The sequence below is a fragment of the Streptomyces sp. NPDC028722 genome, assembly GCF_040637655.1.
Classification (GTDB): Bacteria; Actinomycetota; Actinomycetes; order Streptomycetales; family Streptomycetaceae; genus Streptomyces.
In genome coordinates, this window is the sequence record NZ_JBEZWU010000055.1 from 1 (window position 1) to 18315 (window position 18315).

20 protein-coding genes and 3 pseudogenes are annotated in these 18315 nt (G+C 70.1%); 7 read left to right on the plus strand and 16 right to left on the minus strand.

Translation table 11 applies throughout. The annotated features are described in order from the left end of the window. A pseudogene (locus tag AB0F03_RS36510) lies at positions 1–236 on the plus strand (hemerythrin domain-containing protein); the annotation flags it as partial. Between the two features lie 614 nt (positions 237–850). Here the strand turns inward: AB0F03_RS36510 and AB0F03_RS36515 are convergent. The 13 genes from AB0F03_RS36515 to AB0F03_RS36575 all read right to left on the minus strand — a co-directional run bounded on the left by AB0F03_RS36515 (position 851) and on the right by AB0F03_RS36575 (position 9033). After that, entirely contained in the window at positions 851–1879 is a 1029-nt protein-coding gene (locus tag AB0F03_RS36515; protein ID WP_362000513.1) for an NAD(P)H-dependent glycerol-3-phosphate dehydrogenase, read from the minus strand. A 260-nt stretch (positions 1880–2139) separates the two neighbouring features. Beyond that, a complete protein-coding gene (locus tag AB0F03_RS36520) occupies positions 2140–2265 on the minus strand; it encodes a hypothetical protein (RefSeq protein WP_362000468.1) in 126 nt (41 codons plus the stop codon). A gap of 28 nt (positions 2266–2293) precedes the next feature. Then, positions 2294–3103: an endonuclease/exonuclease/phosphatase gene (locus AB0F03_RS36525; RefSeq protein WP_362000471.1), complete on the minus strand. Its 810-nt coding sequence runs from the start codon at positions 3101–3103 to the stop codon at positions 2294–2296. Continuing rightward, a complete protein-coding gene (locus AB0F03_RS36530; RefSeq protein ID WP_362000474.1) occupies positions 3103–3306 on the minus strand; it encodes a hypothetical protein in 204 nt (67 codons plus the stop codon). Before AB0F03_RS36530 ends, AB0F03_RS36525 begins: the two co-directional genes overlap by 1 nt. A 166-nt stretch (positions 3307–3472) precedes the next feature. Further along, on the minus strand, positions 3473–4261 hold the full coding sequence (locus AB0F03_RS36535) for a class I SAM-dependent methyltransferase (protein WP_362000477.1): 789 nt from the start codon (positions 4259–4261) through the stop codon (positions 3473–3475). Then, on the minus strand, positions 4254–5402 hold the full coding sequence (locus tag AB0F03_RS36540; protein ID WP_362000478.1) for a YcaO-like family protein: 1149 nt from the start codon (positions 5400–5402) through the stop codon (positions 4254–4256). Before AB0F03_RS36540 ends, AB0F03_RS36535 begins: the two co-directional genes overlap by 8 nt. After that, on the minus strand, positions 5399–6577 hold the full coding sequence (locus AB0F03_RS36545; RefSeq protein ID WP_362000481.1) for a TfuA domain-containing protein: 1179 nt from the start codon (positions 6575–6577) through the stop codon (positions 5399–5401). Before AB0F03_RS36545 ends, AB0F03_RS36540 begins: the two co-directional genes overlap by 4 nt. Positions 6578–6644: 67 nt before the next feature. Continuing rightward, positions 6645–6776, minus strand: coding sequence for a hypothetical protein (locus AB0F03_RS36550; protein WP_362000483.1), 132 nt, complete (start codon positions 6774–6776; stop codon positions 6645–6647). Between the two features lie 167 nt (positions 6777–6943). Continuing rightward, complete coding sequence (locus AB0F03_RS36555; protein ID WP_362000485.1) at positions 6944–7381, minus strand: DUF6302 family protein; 438 nt, start codon at positions 7379–7381, stop codon at positions 6944–6946. Positions 7382–7417: 36 nt separating this feature from the next. Continuing rightward, positions 7418–7810, minus strand: coding sequence for a hypothetical protein (locus AB0F03_RS36560; protein ID WP_362000488.1), 393 nt, complete (start codon positions 7808–7810; stop codon positions 7418–7420). Positions 7811–7872: 62 nt separating this feature from the next. After that, positions 7873–8010 carry a hypothetical protein gene (locus AB0F03_RS36565; RefSeq protein ID WP_362000490.1) on the minus strand — a complete coding sequence of 46 codons (138 nt, stop codon included), beginning with the start codon at positions 8008–8010 and terminating at the stop codon, positions 7873–7875. Then, the gene (locus AB0F03_RS36570) at positions 8000–8362 is read right to left on the minus strand and encodes an ATP-binding protein (protein WP_362000493.1); all 363 of its coding nucleotides are present in this window, start codon (positions 8360–8362) and stop codon (positions 8000–8002) included. The genes AB0F03_RS36565 and AB0F03_RS36570 overlap by 11 nt, the downstream gene beginning before the upstream one ends. Before the next feature lie 56 nt (positions 8363–8418). Next, complete coding sequence (locus tag AB0F03_RS36575; protein ID WP_362000495.1) at positions 8419–9033, minus strand: hypothetical protein; 615 nt, start codon at positions 9031–9033, stop codon at positions 8419–8421. A 120-nt stretch (positions 9034–9153) separates the two neighbouring features. Here AB0F03_RS36575 and AB0F03_RS36580 point away from each other — a divergent pair, with 120 nt between their 5' ends. Both AB0F03_RS36580 and AB0F03_RS36585 read left to right on the plus strand, forming a co-directional pair. Further along, positions 9154–10503: a hypothetical protein gene (locus AB0F03_RS36580; RefSeq protein WP_362000497.1), complete on the plus strand. Its 1350-nt coding sequence runs from the start codon at positions 9154–9156 to the stop codon at positions 10501–10503. Between the two features lie 118 nt (positions 10504–10621). Continuing rightward, a pseudogene (locus AB0F03_RS36585) lies at positions 10622–10879 on the plus strand (leucine zipper domain-containing protein); the annotation flags it as partial. 68 nt (positions 10880–10947) lie between these two features. Here AB0F03_RS36585 and AB0F03_RS36590 read toward each other — a convergent pair. From AB0F03_RS36590 to AB0F03_RS36600, 3 genes are all read right to left on the minus strand, one after another. Then, a complete protein-coding gene (locus AB0F03_RS36590) occupies positions 10948–13134 on the minus strand; it encodes a hypothetical protein (RefSeq protein ID WP_362000500.1) in 2187 nt (728 codons plus the stop codon). Beyond that, on the minus strand, positions 13131–14204 hold the full coding sequence (locus tag AB0F03_RS36595) for a hypothetical protein (protein ID WP_362000503.1): 1074 nt from the start codon (positions 14202–14204) through the stop codon (positions 13131–13133). Before AB0F03_RS36595 ends, AB0F03_RS36590 begins: the two co-directional genes overlap by 4 nt. Positions 14205–14286: 82 nt before the next feature. Then, positions 14287–14973, minus strand: coding sequence for a hypothetical protein (locus tag AB0F03_RS36600; RefSeq protein WP_362000506.1), 687 nt, complete (start codon positions 14971–14973; stop codon positions 14287–14289). A gap of 155 nt (positions 14974–15128) precedes the next feature. Here AB0F03_RS36600 and AB0F03_RS36605 point away from each other — a divergent pair, with 155 nt between their 5' ends. From AB0F03_RS36605 to AB0F03_RS36620, 4 genes and pseudogenes are all read left to right on the plus strand, one after another. Continuing rightward, positions 15129–16076, plus strand: coding sequence for a hypothetical protein (locus AB0F03_RS36605; RefSeq protein WP_362000508.1), 948 nt, complete (start codon positions 15129–15131; stop codon positions 16074–16076). After that, positions 16073–17107, plus strand: coding sequence for a DnaB-like helicase C-terminal domain-containing protein (locus AB0F03_RS36610; RefSeq protein ID WP_362000510.1), 1035 nt, complete (start codon positions 16073–16075; stop codon positions 17105–17107). Before AB0F03_RS36605 ends, AB0F03_RS36610 begins: the two co-directional genes overlap by 4 nt. Positions 17108–17112: 5 nt before the next feature. Next, positions 17113–17406, plus strand: a complete 294-nt coding sequence (locus AB0F03_RS36615; RefSeq protein ID WP_362000515.1) for a DnaB-like helicase C-terminal domain-containing protein — start codon at positions 17113–17115, stop codon at positions 17404–17406. Between the two features lie 128 nt (positions 17407–17534). After that, a pseudogene (locus AB0F03_RS36620) lies at positions 17535–18087 on the plus strand (XRE family transcriptional regulator). Positions 18088–18315: the final 228 nt, after the last annotated feature.

The window sequence follows — 18315 nt, forward strand, 5'->3', positions numbered from 1 at the left end:
TCACCGCTCAGGAGTGGTCCGAGGTCGGCGAGCGCGGACGCCGCAGCGTCCCCAAGGCCAAACTCCTGATCTTCCTCGGCGCGATCCTGGAGGACACGACCGCACAGGAACGGCAATTGTTCCTCTCGCACATGCCCGCCCCCGCCCGCCTCCTGTGGCGCACGCTCGGAACCCGCCTCTACAAGCGAACCACCACCCGCGTCCGCCGAAGCGGAGCCGTGGCCCCCCGGCCGTAGCACCCCGGCACCGACCGCGTGTGTCGGCCGACGCAGTTCCGCCTCCTCCCACCCGTGCGGGCAGCGATCCGATGGCCTCCGGGTAGGGAATCAATGTGAGCAGGTCTGGCCCACGCACGAGTGTGAGGTGGCCCTTCTCAGGGCTCGCCATCAGGGAAGGGAGGGGCGAGATGGGCGCCGCGGCCGGGGATCGGGGCGCCGCATTGGATGCGCGTCGGCCGGGACCTCCGCGCCCTGACGCCGTCAGTGCGGCGGCGACGTCCAGCGGAGAAAGCCGCCGGACCACACGCCGGGTCCTGCGCGGGCTCCAGGAACCGGCGGCAGCCGAGGCCCGGCTGCGGAACCGGGATAGCCGGCCGGCTCTGCCGCCGATGAGCGGCACCCGTCCTGGCGGCTGCGCGCCTGAGGCGTGGCCCTGCGCTCGGGCCCGCACCCGCCGCCTGGCCCCGGCCCCCGCCCCGCACCCGGCGCACAACGGCCGCACGCCCGGGCCTTGGACCACGACGAGCTCGCGCTCAGCCGGCCGGCTGCAAGGGCCCGGCCTCCGCTTCCGACGCTTACGCGGGGGTCCGGACTGCTGCCTGGACCGTGCGCTGGCCGGGCAGCAGGGCATCTCAGTCGTCTGCGGTGCCCGGCCGGAACGGAGTTTCGGGCTTGGGAGCGCGAGACATGAGGGCGTGCACGGCACGCTGTGGGTCCTGGCCGCCGTGGATGATGTCGACGACGGTCTGCATGATGGGCATCTCGACGCCGTGACGCTCGGCGAGGCCCTGGACAGCTTGACAGGACGCAACGCCCTCCGCGGTCTGCTTGGTCAGCTCCTGCGTTTGTGCCACGGTCAGGCCCAGTCCGAGCCGGTAGCCGAAGCTGTGGTTGCGCGAAAGCTTCGACGCGCAGGTGGCAACAAGGTCGCCCATGCCGGCCAGGCCCGCCAGAGTAAGCGGACTTGCGCCCATCGCGGCACCGAGCCGCGTTGCCTCAGCGAGCCCGCGGGTGATCAAAGCTGCCTTGGCGTTGTCACCGAGCCCCATACCGTCGGTCACGCCGACGGCCAGAGCGATGACGTTCTTGATGGCACCGCCCAGCTCGCAGCCGAGGACATCGGTGTTCGTGTACGGCCGGAAGTACGAGGTGTGACAGGCCTTCTGAACGAGCACGGCCGTGCCCTCATCGGCGCAGGCCACGACGCTGGCGGCCGGCTGGCGATCGACGATCTCGGCAGCCAGGTTGGGGCCGGAGAGCACGGCGATCCGGTCGGGCCGCGCACCCGTCGTCTCCGCGATGACCTCGCTCATCAGCGCGCCGGTGCCCAGCTCTACACCCTTCATCAGCGACACGAACACCGTGCGGGGCTGCCACTGCCCGGCCCACCCTTCCAGCAGCGGACGGACGCTCTGGGCGGAGACAGCGAGAACCGCGATGTCAGCGCCGTGCGCGGCCACGGCCGGGTCGGTCGTCGCCCGGACGTTGTCCGGCAGCTTGACCTGCGGCAGGTAGTCCGGGTTGCTGCGGGTGTCATTGATCGCGTCCACCAGCTCCACCCGGCGCCCCCACAGCGTGACCTCGCAACCGGCGTCGGCGAGTACCAGGGAGAACGCGGTCCCCCAGGAACCGGCTCCGTAGACGGCAACATGACGAGACATGCAGTGATCTCCGTTCCATCTCGGGATGCCCAGGTACAACGACTGACCCGGGTGGTGACGCTCGACCTTCGGGCAGCGCACGCTGAACGAGATGGTCGAGGTGGTCCGCGAACAGCGTTCCCGGATCGTCGGTTGTCGTCGCCAGCGCGACCATCGCGGTCACGATGACATCGGCGAGCTCCTTGTTCACGTCGTCCCAGGAATGCGAGACGCCCTTCCTCGGATTGGCGTCGGTCACCCCGTGATACGCCTCCGCGACCTCACCCATCTCCTCCTAGATCTTGCAGGATGCGCAGCAGGCGCACGTCACCGGCAGCGGCCGGGGGCGCCTCCTCGTCCAGCCAGCCGCGCAGCCGCTGCACCCGGTCCCATGTCCGGTCGGTCATCAGGTTCTCCTCGTGTCTCGTGGTGGGTTCAGAACAGGGCCGGCAACGTGACGGTGTCGACGACAGGGTCTCGGACACGCAGCGGCTGGACCGGGCGCAACGCCAGGGACATCGTCAGCGCCGAGTGGTCGGTCAGCCGGTTCACACCGGCGCGGACCTCATGCAGGTACGAGCAGCCCCGCATCGCGGTCGCCAGGCCGGCGGAAACGTGAGCGTGGTCGTAGCGGTAGCCGTCGCCGGTCCGCCCCACCCATGAGTACTCCAGCGCGTCTGGGTGCAGGCTGCGGAAGGCGTCGAAGTACCCGCCCGCGTACAGCCACGTGTAGAACTGGTACTCGAAGGGCTGGAAGAACCGGTAGCGGGGGACGTGGGTCGGCTCCAGGATGTTGAAATCCCCGATGACCACGCGCAGTCCCTCGGTGCCCGTGGGGATGCTGCGCTCGCACTCCTCGAGGAACGTCCGCTTCCTCCTCAGCTTGACCTCCGTGGCGTTCCGTGACGGCACGTAGAGCCCGATGACGTCGAGCGCCACTTCGTCGGTGTCGACCGTGACGGACACGCAGCGGTGCGGCAGGTAGTCCGTGCTCGCCGGCCCGGGGCGGGTCGCCAGGCGGGAGACCACCATGACGCCTCGCTCGCCACGGCCGGGCAGAGGGAACGTCACGTGGTACCCGGCCGCCTCGAACCGGCGGACGAGGAGATCACAGCCGGCGGAGTCAGCAGTCTCGGTGAGGACGAGGACCGGCTCGGGCCGCTGGGCGAGGTAGGCGAGCTGCCGCTCCGCACGTACGCGGCCCGGATTGTTCAGGTTGAACGTCAGCACGTCCAGGGTGGTCATCAGCGGTCCCTCATCCGTCGTTCGTGGATCGCCGCGACGACGGCGCAGGCGATCTCGTCCGGTTCGGCCGTTCTCGCGTCGAGCTGGGTGACGCGCACGCCGGTGGACATGAGGAACCTAGCGGCCTCACGGAACAGCGCGCATTCCCGCTGGGTGCCGCCGGGTTCCCTCTCGTACAAGTTGATGATCGGGCGAGCGGTCACGTGATCCTCCAGGAATCAGCGGGTGTGGAGCCGCCCCGGCCGGTCCGGGTGCACGGGAGCACTCCGGCGGCCGGCCTGTCCGGTGTCCGGGAGGTACCCGGCCAGGGCGGGCGTCAGGGGGTTACATGAACCGGGCGGCCACCAAGGGGCGTGCGGTGAGCGCCGGTCACTCCTCGGGGCGCCTCAACGTGACGACGAGCGCCTGGCGCTCGCGAAGCTGGGGCCCCCGCGTGCGCGCCTCGGTGAGCATGCTTTCCGCTTGGGCGTCGCCGAGCTGCGCGCGCAGCTCCGCCTCATGCTCTGCCCACAGCGTGTAGAGCCGTTGCCACATCGGTGGTTCGTGCGGGCGTTCCTGCTCCGCTTCGAGGACCAGACCGACGTTTTCGGCCTGCTGTTCCCAGGGGGGCAGAGTCGAGCTGAGGCGGGGGCGGCTGGAAGTGAGGACTGCCCGGGCGCCGGGCTTCAGGACGCGCCGGATCTCCTCCAGCGACTTCCTGCGGTCGTGCTCGAAGCCCAGGCCGTCTACGCAGATCAGCCCGTTCGCGTACCGGTCGGGCAGTCCGGTCCTGGCCAGGGAGCCGACCGCGAACCGCGCGCGCTCGGCCGGCACCCAGAACTCCGGGACGCGGCCGGTGGCCAGCTGCACCGCCGTGGCCGAGACGTCGATACCGGTGACGTACACGGCCAGGGCCCGGGCCAGCCACAGGCCGGCGCCGCCCGTCCCGCAGGCGAGGTCCACCAGTTGGTGGCCGGGCTCCATCCGCAGGTTGGCGACCATCGTCCCCAGCAGTGGCCAGTCGCAGGAACTGGACGCGTCCAGCTCGTAGGGGTAGAGGTCGCCCATGGCCTGCGCGTACAGGTCGTCGGCGATCGTGCTGTGCGCTCGGGCGGCATGCATCGCGTCGTACACGCGGGCGGTCTGCCGCTCCCGCTCGGTCAGGCCGGGGCTACCCATGGCGCTGCCTGGTGCGAGGGATGGAGCGGGTGATCCGCATCTCCGTGCCGGGGCTGACGATCTTCACCGCCGCGTACGCCTGCGAGTCGTGCAGGGTGACGGCGATCGGCTCGTAGCCGGTGACCGCGTAGACCGTGGCGGCGGCCAGGCGGAGCTGCCGGTCCACGTCCGGGTCCGGTTCGGGGTGCAGACCGACGCACTGCCCCCAGTCGACCGTGGGCAGGTCCGCCAGATCCGGCTTGCCCGGCTGTACGGAGAATGCGGGCTCGTTCGACTCCAGGTCGTCCCTTGTGCCGGCGATGCAGGTCAGCCGGGACTGCGCGGCCTCGGTGAGCGCCCTGGACAGGGCGACCTGCGGCAGGGTGTGGCAGCCGGAGCCGGCGAAGACTACGGGGTAGTCCTCGGCCCAGATGTAGGCGGCGAACACCGGGCTGCGGTACGGATTCGCGACGTGGGTGATCTCCAACCACATCCCGGCATCGACGAACTTGGAGACCAGATCCGCGCAGTAGGAGTCGGTGATCGAGGCCGGGTCCACCAGCGTGCGCCACTTCCCGCCGGTGGCGTGGTCGCGGTGCAGCACGTCGCGCTCCACCGTCTCCAGCAGGCCATGAAGCATCGCTTCACCGCGCCCGTTGCCGCACGCCAGCCCGTTGCTGGTGACGACGAACACCTCCGGCCTCGGCACGCGTTGGTGCGGGGCGCGGTGAATAAGGTCGGCCGGGACCATGACGTCGTCATCGCTGACCAGGGCGAGGCCGGTCGTCCAGCTCAACTCGATGTCGGCCACGCCGGGGTGATCCACCTTCACCGGCAGTGCGCCCATCGGGTACGGCGGGCGCAGCCGGCTGTGCGTGGCCCTCTCGGCTTGCGGGATCGGCTGTTCCGCGTGCCAGAGCTCGGCGGACTCCAGGACGGCCGAGATCTTGGCGAGGGTGTCGGTGGCTCCCTTGCCCTGGGAGGTCACCAGCGTGCGAGCGGAGGGGCGCACGGCCGTCCACACGGGGATGCCGAGATAGTCCAGGTCGGTCAGGCGGGCGACCCGCGTGATGCCCAGCTGTCCGACCTCCCCCGTCAGCGCGTCCCAGGTGTCTTCGGGCCGGCGGGTACGCACGGTGCCGGGCAGGGCGATACCGGTCATCGGAGCGCCCCCTGGTCCTGGAGGAAGCCGAGCGTGAACGGGCGGGCGGCTTCGACCGCTTCACGCACTCCGTGCAGACCGCGCAGCCAGGCCTCCTGCTCCAGCCCGTCCGGGCCGGTCTTCCACACCGCGGCGAGCATGTCGCGCACCACCGACTCCTTGATCGCCTCAGGGAAGAACTGCCAGTCCGCCTCAACGGCCGCCTCGGTGACAGCGGCGTAGCGCGCGACGTCCGCACGGTCGGCCTCGGTCTCGCGGACCAGAAGCCGGGCCGCCGTAGCCTCGTCGGTCAGGTCGGTGCGCGGGTGAAGCACCGCGCAGGCCAGCGTCCGCGGCAGCTCGGACACGCCGAAGCTGGCCAGGTACTCCCACCAGACGGACTTGAACTCCGGGTCGAAGATCTGCTGGAAGTGGACCCGCTGCACGGTCGGCAACCGGCCCTGCTCCGTGTCCTGCGCGGCGAAGGCGTTCGCCCACTGGCGGAAGCAGCGCGTGAACCAGAACAGGCCCTTCACGGGCTCGACCGGGGTTCTGCTCAGCTTGCGGGCAAGCGCCAGAGCTTCCAGGGCATCAGCCCGCTTCACGTCACCGAAGTGCGGGTCGAGGATCAGCGCTTCGGTCAGCCACTCGGCCAGGGCCGCGCTCTCCCCCCGGCTGACCCGCTGCACAGCGTCCAGCGACCGGTGCGCGTAGAAGACGCCGGCCAGGGCCAGGATGACCCGGTCAGCCTGGTCGGCTTCGATCACACCCCGGGTCAGGGCAATGCCGACGACCTGCCGCACCCTGACCATCGGCCACGTGCAGGCCCGCAAGTCGCCCTCGGTGGACTGTGCGACGGCCACCTCGTCGTCGCCGTCGAGAAGGCCGCCCGCGTAGGCGTGCCACACGGAGCCGACGCCGATCATGCCGCACTCGTGCAGCTCGGCGGCCCGCAGTGCCCCGATGCTAGCCGCGCCGATGACGCGGATGCCCCGACCGAGCGCCCAGATGATCTCTTTGTGTCGGAGGGCCGGCGCCTGGTGGTAGACGCCGTCGATGATGACGACCGTGTCACCGGCTTTGATCTTCGGGTCGAACAGGTCACCGTGCCGGATCGGCGGCAGCACCCTGAACGCGAGGCTCAGCAGGGCGGGATCTTCCGGGCTCAGTGTCGGCCCGGTGTAGACGTGGATCATGCGATCTCCAGACGCAGATGAGGCGGGCGCCCGGCCACTGCCGGCCGGGCGCCCCCTTCGAGCCGGATCAGAACGTGAAGCACTCCTGCTGCTCGACGTCCTCGCTGCGCACGACGGCCGAGGTGTCGACCAGCTCGGCGACGTCGGTCGCGTCGGCCACGGTCTCCGTGCTCTGGGCTGCTTCCTGTGCCTTCGACATGTGTTTTCCATCCTTCGGTGTGTTGTCCACCCGGAGAGCAAGGCGCCGTCCGGGGCCTGCACCCGGCGCAGCCCATGCGGGCCGAGGCCGGGGTTGTGCCCGCTCGCGACTCCTGGCCCGTGGAAGGGCCGGCAGCCGGGAGCGGAGTCAAGCCCGCTCGTGGCGGGTCAGTTCGTGCCGCGAGCCAGTTCCGCAACGAACGCGCGGATCGCCTGCTCGCTGTATCCGTAGAACTCGCCCCGGGCCTGGTCGTCGTCCTCCGCGCCCGGGGGGTCCTCGCCCCAGGCGACGACATGGCACGCGCTCCGGCACTTGGACCAGCGCATCCGGACCCGCGGGAACCCGGGCCGGCCGGTGAGCGCGTCCCGCAGACAGTCGACGGCCATGCGGTCGCCTGTGCTGATGTAGCCGCCGCGCCGCGTCCCGCCGACCGGCACCGCCAGGTAGCCCACCCTGCCGACAGCGACGACAACGCCGGCGTCGATCAGGGCCGGGTCACGGAGCCGCTCGCGGTACCACGACGTCTCCCACTCGTCTCGCCGGTCGGCGGCCCGTACGTCCACGGGGACGCCGGCGCGTTGCTTGGCACGTGTGCGAGCGGTCAAGGCAACCTCCCGGTAGGGACGTGTGACGAGGAGGGATCAGGCCCCGAGGCGGGCCGCCACGACCGCGATCAAGCCGCCTGCGAGCAGCAGCACGTATCCGGCGGCGGCGAGCGCGACGCGCGGGTACCTGCGCCGGATGATCCGCCAGGCGTCCAGTCCGGTACGGCCACCGGCGGTGGCGCGGATACCGAACCCGCTCAGGCTGATGGATACGAGCTGAATCTGGGGGTCCTGCTGGGTCTGCATGGGGGTCCTCTCAGGCGGGAGAGCGGGGTAGTGGGGCCGGGCGACGGTGGCAGGCGGCGTGAGGTCAGGGCGGTGCCCCAGGAAGTGCAGGTGCGCCCGGCGTTCCACTGCGATCAGGCAGCTCTCGCACAGGTAGATCGGGGCGTGCTGGCCGTCCCACTGGACGGGCCCGACCCACGTCACCAGGAGGTCGGTTCGCTCGCATCTCCAGCAGTCACCTGTGATCCATGGCACGAGCACAGCGATCATCCGAGCGCGACTTGCAGGGCGACCGCGGCCATTACGGTCACCAGGACGGCGAGGTAGACGGCCTGAGCCGTGCGGCTGTGCCACATCGGCACGTCACCGGACTGCCAGTGCGGCCGATCCTGCTCAGGAGGCATCAGGCACCTCCAGCTCGGCCCACACGCACTTGGCCCACGGCGAGCGCGAGTACCCCCAGTTCCTGGCCAGGACGTCCACCATGGCGAGACCCCGCCCACTGATGTCCCACTCGCTCGGCTTCCGGAGCACCGGCAGGCGGGCGGGAACGAGGTCGATGACGCCCAGACGGATCGTCGACACCGTCGTGCGGCAGACGGTGACCCGCAGGCTCGGCGTCCGGGCGTGCCGGACCGCGTTGTTCACCAGCTCGGTCACGACCAGCGCGGCATCATCCTCGACCCGGCCGGCCAGCCCCCAGCCGCGCAGCACGCCGCGCACGAAGTAGCGGGCGATCGGTGAGGACTCCCTCAACCCGGGCAGCGGACGGGACCGCGCGTCAAGGAGCGTTCGTTCCAGCGTTACGGCCATCACCGACGACCCTCCGCCCATCTCCGCTGCCCGTACCTGGTGAGCGCATCGACCCGGCCCAGGCTGCACAGGCCACCAGGGGTCTCCGGGAGGACGGACCAGTAGTGCACTCCGGGCCGGTACGTGGTCAGCGTCATCGCGGGCACCGCGAGGAGGGTGCGATTGGGCAAGCATTCCATGCCGGAATGTCGCCACCTCTGGGCGGCACCTGCGGGGACGAGCACGTAGTACCGGCTCAGGCCGGGCGAGGCGATGACCGGTCCACCGGCCAGGGCGTCCGCCAAGAACGCGTCCACCTTCGCGGGCTCGCGGCTTTGGACAGCCGCATGGACGAGGAAGCCGGGCACGCGGATGGCGGTGAACAGGCCTCCGCAAGGCACGTAGGTTAGGCCGGCGCCTTCCCACTCCTCCTCAGCTGACAGCGGGTCCTCCACGGCCGCCAAGAGCCAGCGCCCGATGCCGGGGTGTCGCTCGGCACGGGGGATGCCGTCCCGCCGCCCCTTCAGACACACGTGGGTGCGGCCGGCGGCTGCCAACAAGAGCCGATCGGGAGCGGCCGACTGGTACCCGCTCACGATCTTGGTGGTGCTTTTGCTCATCTTGCCTGCTTCCACAGCTTGATCGCTCGGAAAGTCTCACAAGAGGTAACCGCCCAATGACGCTGTGCGGGTACCGTTGATGGGAGGTGCGACCGTGAACACCGTGAATGCCATGAGCTGTCGGGAGTTGAGTACATGGCCACGAGGAAGCGCACGCCGAATCCCGCCCTGGCCGATCTGCTTGACCAGGCACGATGGACGCGCACGCAACTGGCACAACAAGTCAATCGGCTAGGACCGCAAGCTGGGCTCCAACTCACGTACGACCGGACGGCCGTAGCGCACTGGATCGCTGGCACGCCTCCGAAAAGCGAGGTCAGGCCCCTGATCCTCGAGGCTCTTTCCGCCCGCCTGGGACGCCCGGTCACGCACGAAGAAGCCGGCCTTCAACCCGCCGCGTCCGTCGACGGCTCACCACCCGTCGACACTGTGGAGGAGTTAATCAACCTAGGAAGGGCTGATATGGACCCATCCCGTCGAAGGCTCCTCACCACAACTCTCTTCTCCGCCGCACTCGCTGTGCCCGCTTTCCAGCAGACATCGCGGGCCGCGAGCGATCCCGCCTCGGCCAGCAAGGCGACAACCCGTATCGGTGTCTCCCAGGTCCGGGCCGTGCGGTCCATGACCGAGCGGATCGCCGACATCCTGGACGAGTTCGGAGCCGGGCACGCGCGACCGATGGCGGCCGCGTTCCTCGTCAACACCGTCGGTCCGTGGCTTAGGGCGCAGGCGTCAGAGTCCGTCAAGCGGGACATCCTGGCCGCCGCATCGGACCTCACGTATCTGACGGGCTGGATGGCCATGTACGAGAAAGCCCACGGCCTCGGGCAGACGTACTACACCAAGGCACTGAAGCTCGCCGGCGAGGCGGACGACCACGTGACGTACTGCCGCACGCTTCGCGGGATGTCCCTGCAAGCGTCCAGCCTCGGTCACGGGCGGATGGCTCTCGAATTGGCGGACTCCGCCGCCGAGGCCGCGCCGTCCGCAGGCCCACGGCTCGTCGCATTTCTGCGGGGTCAGCAAGCGCATGCGGCCTCGATGGTGGGAGACAGGCGCCAGGCACACGCCCGACTTCGGGAAGCCGAAAGCGCGCTCTCCAAGGCCGACAGCGGGAAGGACGCCATCGGAGGCTACGACGAGACGGCCTACCTCTTCCACGTCTCGCACGTGTTGATGGAGGAGGGGGACCACGCCGGCAGCATCCGCACGCTCAAGCAGTCCATCCGCGTCCAGCCCGCCCAGGAGAGGCAGGGCCGGGTACACGCGTACGCCGTCCTGGCCGAGCGACAGTTACGGTGTGGGCATGTCGACGCCGCGTGCCAGTCCTGGCTCCGCTTCCTGGATGAATACGAGCACGTGTCGTCCGTCCGGGGCGACGATCACTTCGTGGGCATGCGTAGAAGCCTCGCGCCGTACGCCCAGACCCGCGCAGTGAAAGACCTCGCCGCCCGGGCGCGGGAAGTCGCGGCGTCCAAGGGCTAGATGTTCTGTCCCCGGAGGTTGGTGACAGCGATCACTGAAGAGTGAGGGCTTGAACGGGTGAGGGCCTTGAGGGTTCGGTGTGGATTGCGACATCTGCACCGAACGACGAAAGGCCCTCGTGCCCCACCGTAATGCACCCCTGACCGAGACCGGCCGTCTGCGTCTGGCCCGCTGCGTCGTCGAGGACGGCTGGCCCCTGCGCCGGGCCGCCGAGCGCTTCCAGGTCTCACCGACCACGGCCAAGCGGTGGGCGAACCGCTACCGCCTGCTCGGCGAGGCGAGCATGGCCGACCGCTCCAGCCGCCCGCGCACGAGCCCCCGCCGCACCCCGACCCACACCGAGCGGCGGATCATCAAGGTCCGCGTCCTGCGCAGGGCGCGGCGCCTGGAAACGGCGACGGCCCGCATCCCTGTCGGATGCGGGCCGTTGGGCCGGTATGTGCGTCAGAGGTCGGACGGCAGCTTTTCGCCGGACTCAGCGTCGTACGCGATGCCGGTCGGGGACAGGCGCACTGTCCGGGAGTGAGGGGCCATACCCTCCTTCCAGGTCTTGCCACCGATCGCTACGCGGACTGTCACATCGGCGAGGGCGTCTTGAACCGGCAGGCTGATCTCAGGGTCTCTGGGGTAGCGATCTGCGCCGCGGCTGCTCTGCGCGATCTCACCTGATGCGGCATCAATGCGAAGGAATCGAGCGTTCCGATCGAAGTAGGAGCGGAGTTGCACTACGACACGGTCGCGATCACTGTTCCACTGTGCGACTACGTTTGTTTCTACGCCGTCGATGTGAAGCTCGGCCCCCGATCGGCCCTTGTAGGTAGCGGCCTTCACCTCGCGGTTATGGCGCTGCTCCTGGTCGTGGGCGTTCTGCCACACGGCCGCCACGAGGATGCCCAGAGCGGCGATGGCCGCGATGTACGGCCAGGTACGCCGCCGCGGTCGTGAGGGTGTCTCGCTCGGAGCGGGCGGGACCGGTGCGGGCGGGACCGGTGTGGGGTCAGTGATCCATCCCGCTGCGGCGGTGTCGGCGTTCGCGGGCTGCCGCTGCCACCATTCGACGTCTTTGCCCATGCGGGCGACGGTAGCGCGCAGCTGCACCGCCTGGTCCCGGTTCCCGCACAGATCAGCCACCTGAGCGCGGGTCTCCAGCCATGACATGGCCTGGTCCGAGGTGATTCCGTGGGCCCTGATGTCTTCCCGTTCGCCGATGGCGGCCAGCTGTGCGGCCTCGTCACAGCGGCCTTTCTGCGCGGCCTGGATGGCTTCCTGATGCCGGGTGTCGATGACGTTCGGAGGCATTTCCCGGTCATCCCAGGAAGAGTCTTGGGCAGGTTCCTGTTCGGTCGGCGTCATCAGATCCCCGAGACTGCCCCATTCCTCTCGGCCGGCGTCGGTCTCGATCTCAACCGCAGCGGGTTCCCGCTCGTCGTGAACAACCGGCTCAACAGCCCTCCTGGTGGCTTGCTGCGCCTGACGGCGCCGGGCCGATGTGTCCGTGAGTCCGACTTCGTCCTCACTGAGCACGGTCTCCACGACGTCGACGTAGCCCGGCCCCACCTTCCACACCGCCTGGCCCGGATCCAGCGCCGGGATCCGCTCCACCGCCCAATCCGGCAGGCCGAGCAGTGAGCCCACAAGCGCGGCCTCCTCCGGGCCGAGACGCCCGACGTGGGCGATCTCGCACAGGCGCGCCACATCCTGCGCCCGGCCGTCCCCGAGGTCGGACAGGGTGTGCATGACCACATCCAGGCTCAGCGCGGCCTTGCGGCTGTTCTTCAGCAGTCGCTGGATCAGCTCGGCCGTGGCCGGGGAGAGCAGGATCTGCCAGGCCTCCTCCAGCACCATGTGACGGTGGACGGCCCTCGATTGGCGCAGCCACACGTGTTCCGCCCAGCACGAGATGGCGGCCATCAGCGAGGGGATCGCCGGGCTGTTGCGGTCCAGGGCGGAGAAGTCGAAGGTGATGACGGGCAGGTCCGTCTCGGGAAGGCTGGCGTCCTGGCCGTCGAAGAGGCCGCGCAGGCTGCCCTCGGTGTAGCGGGACAGGGCAATCGCTGCTCCCTCGCCCCACTCGGTGAGCTTGGCGGCCGGCCACCTGCCGTCCTCGGGCCGGACCAGAGCGTCCACCAGGCCAGCCAGGCCGGTTGCTTTCGGGTGGCTGAGCGCGTGCTGAAGCGCGTGCGTGGCCTGGTGGCTGAGTGCGTCAGGCTCAACGGCGGCGATCAGCGAGCGCACCAGTTGTTCACGGACCTCAGTCGGGAACATGCTGCTGACGGGGTTCAGCGTGAACGAGCTGGCCTCGATGACCCTGCCGCCCAGCTTGCGGGCGAGTGGCGCCCATTCACCGCCGGTGCTGTCCTCCCCGAAGGAGTCGATGACGACGGCCTGGTAGTCGTGGTGGAGGACCTCACGATGGATCCGGGCTTTCGCCGTCGTGCTCTTTCCGGAGCCGAGTCCGCCCAGGGCGAGGCTGTTGGTCGACGGCAGGATCGCGGCCGGCGCCTGGACCGGTGAGAGGTGGAAGGGGCGGCCGTCCAGCAGGGAGCGCCCGATCGGGATGCCGGGGAAACTCGTGTTCGAGGCGACCAGCGGCGCCGTGATCGCGGCGTGGGTGGAGGGCAGGCGGATCACAGGATCGCCCCTTTCCGGGTCGAGGCTCCGCGCGGGGTGGTCATCACGTGGGCGCGGTGCTGCTGGCCGGGGAGCCAGTCCAGACGGATGCGGTGGCGGTCGGCCGTAAGGCCGGCATTCCAGCGCGCGTCCGTGACGCCCTCCGGGCTGTCGCCCCACACCGTCAGATAGGCATCGATGTCCACGAGGGTGGCGCCCTGGACGAGCGCGCCGTGTGCGGTGCTGGACGCGATCTCGTGTCCGTCCGCCTTCACCTTGTCGGTGGTGAAGGCTTCCGCTGCGGCCCTCTGCCATTTCGCCGACCGCCGGGACTGCCCCGCTGGAAGGGGCCGGTACAGCACGGCCAGGGAGCGGTCGTCCTCCTGGCCGAGCAGGAGCCGGGGCATGAGGTCACCGCCGGTCTCCTCGGGCCATGAGGTGATCCGTGCGGTGGCCGCGTACCGGCCATCGTCCAGGGCCACCCAGCCGGGACCCCGGTCGCTCACAGCGGGCACCGGGTCGGGGGTGGCAGGGGTCAGGGCACCCAGTGCGGCGAATTCGCCCGCGAGGGTTTCGGCGATGCGTGCGGGCTGTCCGGCCAGCCCCTTGGGGATGTGCACGGAGATCGTCTGCGTGTGATCGGTGTAGTCGCGGACGGTGGCGTGGTGGGTGACGTGGACCTGGATACCGGCGGTGCGTGCCTGGCCGGCCGCGAAGACGAGCGCCCGGGAGAACCCGTTGTGGAAAGCGGCCCGCCTCATGGGGTCCTGCATGATGCCGTGGTCCGGGTACAGCGCCCATGTCGAGGTGACACCCGGGGAGGTGACCATGGAGGCCGGGGTGCCGCGCTCGCGCATGTGCCGGTAACCGACGCTCGCCCACCGGGCCAGGGAGCGCGGTCCGGGCGCGAGGTTGAGCAGTGCCGCAACCGCGCCCACCGCGGCGAACGCGGCCGGGGGCGGTGGGTTGAGCATCGCGGACATCAGGACCGCGCCCCCGGCCCCCAGGTTGATCTTTGTCAGCAGGGTCTCAGCGGGGCTCAGTCCGCGCTGGAGAGCGGGCACGCGATAGCCAGGGGTCAGGGAGTACACAGCGAGTCTCCTCGAAGTCCGGTGGAATGCGCCTGGCCCCGGCAGACTGTGCCGGGGACAGGCGCGGTGATGGGGCGGCGGCCTACGGGTTACGCGGCCGGTTGGGCGCGGGAGCCGGGGGCCGGACGGCGTTCCGTGCCTCGCGGCGCGCCTGGCTGATCTGTGCTGTGCGTGCGGCGCGGTCGGTCTCGTCCGTCCTCGCCCTGGTGACAGCGGACGCGGTAGTGAGTCGTCCCGGCCGCTGCTGCTGCGTGATGCCGTATGCGCCGAGCAGTGCGCCCCGGTCCTGGCTCATGGCCCGGCCCGGGGTGGCCACCGTGCGAGGCATCCGCGGGCCGGCTTCCTCCTCGTAGAAGTCCGGCACACCGGCACGGACCACCTTGTGCGCCAACGGGTGATCCGTCCTGGCCTCCACCGCCGCGCGGGCGGCACGGGCCACCCTGGGCCCGAAGTACGGGATGCCGTGGAAGATCATGCGCAGCATCAGGGCGTCGGCGGCGACCACCAGCACGGCGTCCATCACCAGCGACCCCCGCACCAGTTCTACGAAGGGGCTGACCAGCAACAGGGCAAACGGGGCGAACATCAGGCCTAGCAGACGCTGCGCCCACAGCTTCACCGCCGTCATGTCACCTCCGCGTGCCAGTGACGCCAGCACCAGCGGTGCCATGCACACGAACGCCAGGATGCCGAGCTGGCGAGTCATGAACACGAGCGCCGCGAAAGCGAGGGCGACCACGAGCGCCGAGATGATGATGAGCAGAGCCAACGGATTTCCGGCATCCGCACCGTGGTTCCAACGGATGGCTGTGTGTCCAGCACGCCGATATCACGAGCGAGGGCTCCGGCCGTGAGCTGATCGTCGGCGTCCACCTCGGCGTTCTGGCGGAGCTCTTGCTCCGTGATCCGCGCCTGCCCTCGACCATGGAAGCCATCCGGGCCGACCTCCAGGCCCACGGCTGGAAGATGGGCAAGGACCGGTACAACGCCATCGCGAAGAGGCTGACTGCCGCCGGCCACCTCGCCCGCGTCTCCGTCTTCGACGAGTCCACGCAGCGCCCCACCTGGGTCACCCGGGTATACCGGAACCCGGCGAACAACAGCCAGTACGTCGATCTCGGCATCGCGGCATCCGTGCAGGTCAGCGCCGAAACGCAGGTTTCCCGCGATTCCCAGCGTTCCGGATTCCCGGAAACCCGCGCTTCGCCTGGTCAAAGCCGAATCGCGGAAAACCCGCAGTCTGGAGCGGAATCGCGGAAAAACGGCGATCTGGAAACCCACGTTTCGCCTGGTCAAAGCCGGAATGCGGAAGACCCGCGATGCACCTCGTCCCCCCCACACCCCCCGGGGGAGGAGGATTCCTCCTCCCCCAACCCCCGCACTGATCCCGCGCGGTCGCTGCCGTCACAGAGGGAGCAGCAGCCAGGGGAGCGGGAGCCTGAGTTTGCTGCGGCAGAGCTGCGCGGGGCGAGTGAGTTCCTCCAGCGGATGCAGCGCTGGCAGGCGGGCGCGGCCACGGCCAGGCGGTGCGCGCCGAAGCTGCTGTGGGCGATGCGTGCGCAGGGCTGGCCGGCACTGGCCGAGATGGACGACGCCCACCGGGTCCTGCTGGAGGCGGACATCCTGAAGAACACCGGTGGGGCCGCGTCCTGGACGAAGTGCCTGCCGGGCTGGGTGGAGGATTTACGCCTGTACGCCACGGTGAAGCCGCGCACGGCCCCAGCCGCCGTCGACGGCGCGGCGCGCCTGGCGCTGGTTGCCGCCTGCACTGCCTGCGACGCGCAGGGCTGGGTCCTGGACGACGACGATGACGGGCCGATGCGCCGCTGTGCGCATCCGGGCGTGAGTGCGGGGACGGAGGTGGCTCGGTGAGCGTGCAGGAGCTGGCCACCGAGAGCCCGGAGGCGGAAGCGCACGTACTGGGTGCCTGCCTGATGGCGACCCCGGCCTACGACGCCGTAGCCGATGCCGCGCGCGTGCTGGGCGACGGCGCTGCCCTGTCCCCGGCCAATGAGCTGGTGTGGCGGGCGATCACCCGTCTGCATGGCAGGAGCTGGCCGACCGGTGTGCCGATGGTCGAGGCCGAGCTGCGCAGCACCGGAGACCTGGACCGTGCCGGGGGGCCGGCACGGCTGTCGCAGCTGGCGATGGCCGCCTGCGGTGCCGGGCAGGTCGAGCACTACGCCGAACTCGTCCAGGGCTTCGCCGCGCTGCGCCGCTACCAGGGCGCGCTCGCCCGTGCCCAGCAGACCGCGCGCCTGGTCTCCCCGACCGACGTACCCGACGCGATCCGCGCCCACCAGGCCGATCTCGACTACCTGGCTGTCGGCGCCGAAGCCGACGAGCACTTCGGGCGCCTCGGCGATGACCTGCACGAGCACGTCAAGGCCCTGGAGACCCCGACCGAAGCGGCCGCGGTGACCGGCCTGATGGATCTGGACGCCGTGCTCAAGATGCGGCCGGGCAACGTCATCGTCGTCGCCGGCCGTCCCGCCATGGGCAAGAGCGCCTTCACCCTGGGCATCGCGCTCGCCAACGCGGGCACCGGCCGGCCGACGCTCGTGCACTCGATGGAGATGGGCAAGTCCGAGGTCCTCAACCGGGTGCTGGCCGCCCGCGCGCGGGTGGGACTGCACCACCTCATGGACGGCGGCCCGGCCGTCGAGGACGGCGACTGGACGCGCATGCTGCGGGTCCTGCCCGACCTGATGAAACTCCCGCTGTGGATGGACTACGCCGCCCGCGTTACGCCCAGCCGGGTCCGCCACCGCATCAAGGCCCTGAACCGGGAGACCGGCCGCGTCCCGCTGGTGATCATCGACTACGTGCAGTTGATGGACACGACCAGCGCAACGGCCGCCAGTCGGCGTACGAGCGGGTCTCCGACGTCAGCCGGGAACTGAAGATCATCGCGGAGGACACCGGGGCGGTCATCATCTGCTGCGCCCAGCTCAACCGGGGCAGTGAGCACCGTGAGGGCAAGCGGCCGCAGGTCTCAGACCTGCGGGACTCGGGGCAGTTAGAGCAGGACGCGAGCGCGATCGTCCTCCTGCACCGTGAGGACGCCTACGAGCCCGCGAGCCCCAGGGCGGGCGAGGTCGATCTGATCCTCGGCAAGAACCGCAACGGACCCACCTGCACGGTCACCGTGGCGCATCAACTGCACTTCGGGCGGATCCGGGACATGGCACAGATCGACTAACACCTCCATCACGAGGTCTGAGCGCCCCTCTCTCGGCCGATCACCCCGCCCGACGGCAAAAATCTCCCCCGCCGGGCCGGGTGATCGGCCCTCACAGCCCCGTACAGCCGATCTTGAAGGAAACCCCCATGGGTCTGGTTTCCGATGGCCTGGACCGCGCCGTGCAACGGGCGTTCACCCGCCCCATCCCGAAATCCGCGGGCGCGCAGATGCGCTACCTCGTCCGTCAGCTCAAGGGCACCCGCGTGGTCGCCGACGCGATCGGTGTCTCCCAGCGCACCGTGGAGCGCAACGTCAAGGACCAGATCCGCCGGCCCCGCCCCGACCTCGCCCAGCGCCTGGCCGACGCCGTGCGCGCCCGCTGGCAGCCCCGCATTCGCGAACAGGCCCGCCGCCAGGCCGCCACCACCACCGGTCTCGTCATCGACACCCGCGCCCGGTTCGGGTTCAGCGCTGCGGCCCTGCACCACCGACGACGCCCGCGTCCGTCACCTGACCCTCGCCCGCCCCCGCCATGCCTCCCGTCTCCTCGACGCCCAGCCGACGGGTGCCAGTGTGGACCAGCTGCGTGTCATCACCGCCGAGGCCCTGGGAGGTGTGTACTTCCGCGACGGCGGGCGTCGCACGGCCGACCTATTGGTGGAGTGCACCGACGTCGAACAGCTCGACTTCGACCTGTGAGACCCGCACGGGTGAGTCTGCTCCGGCGGCCGTAACGGCGGTCGCCTGAAGGAGGGTTAGCCCAGGCATGATGCGACGACTCCTCCTCATCGCGGCAGCAGCCGTCCTCGCGGGCACCGCCTGCCTGCCGCAGGCCTCGGCCTCCGCTATGGCCGACCCGCGGTTCAGCCCGTGCGGCTACCAGGTGACCGCTGACGGCGTCCGGCTGCGCACGGGGCCGGCTACCGG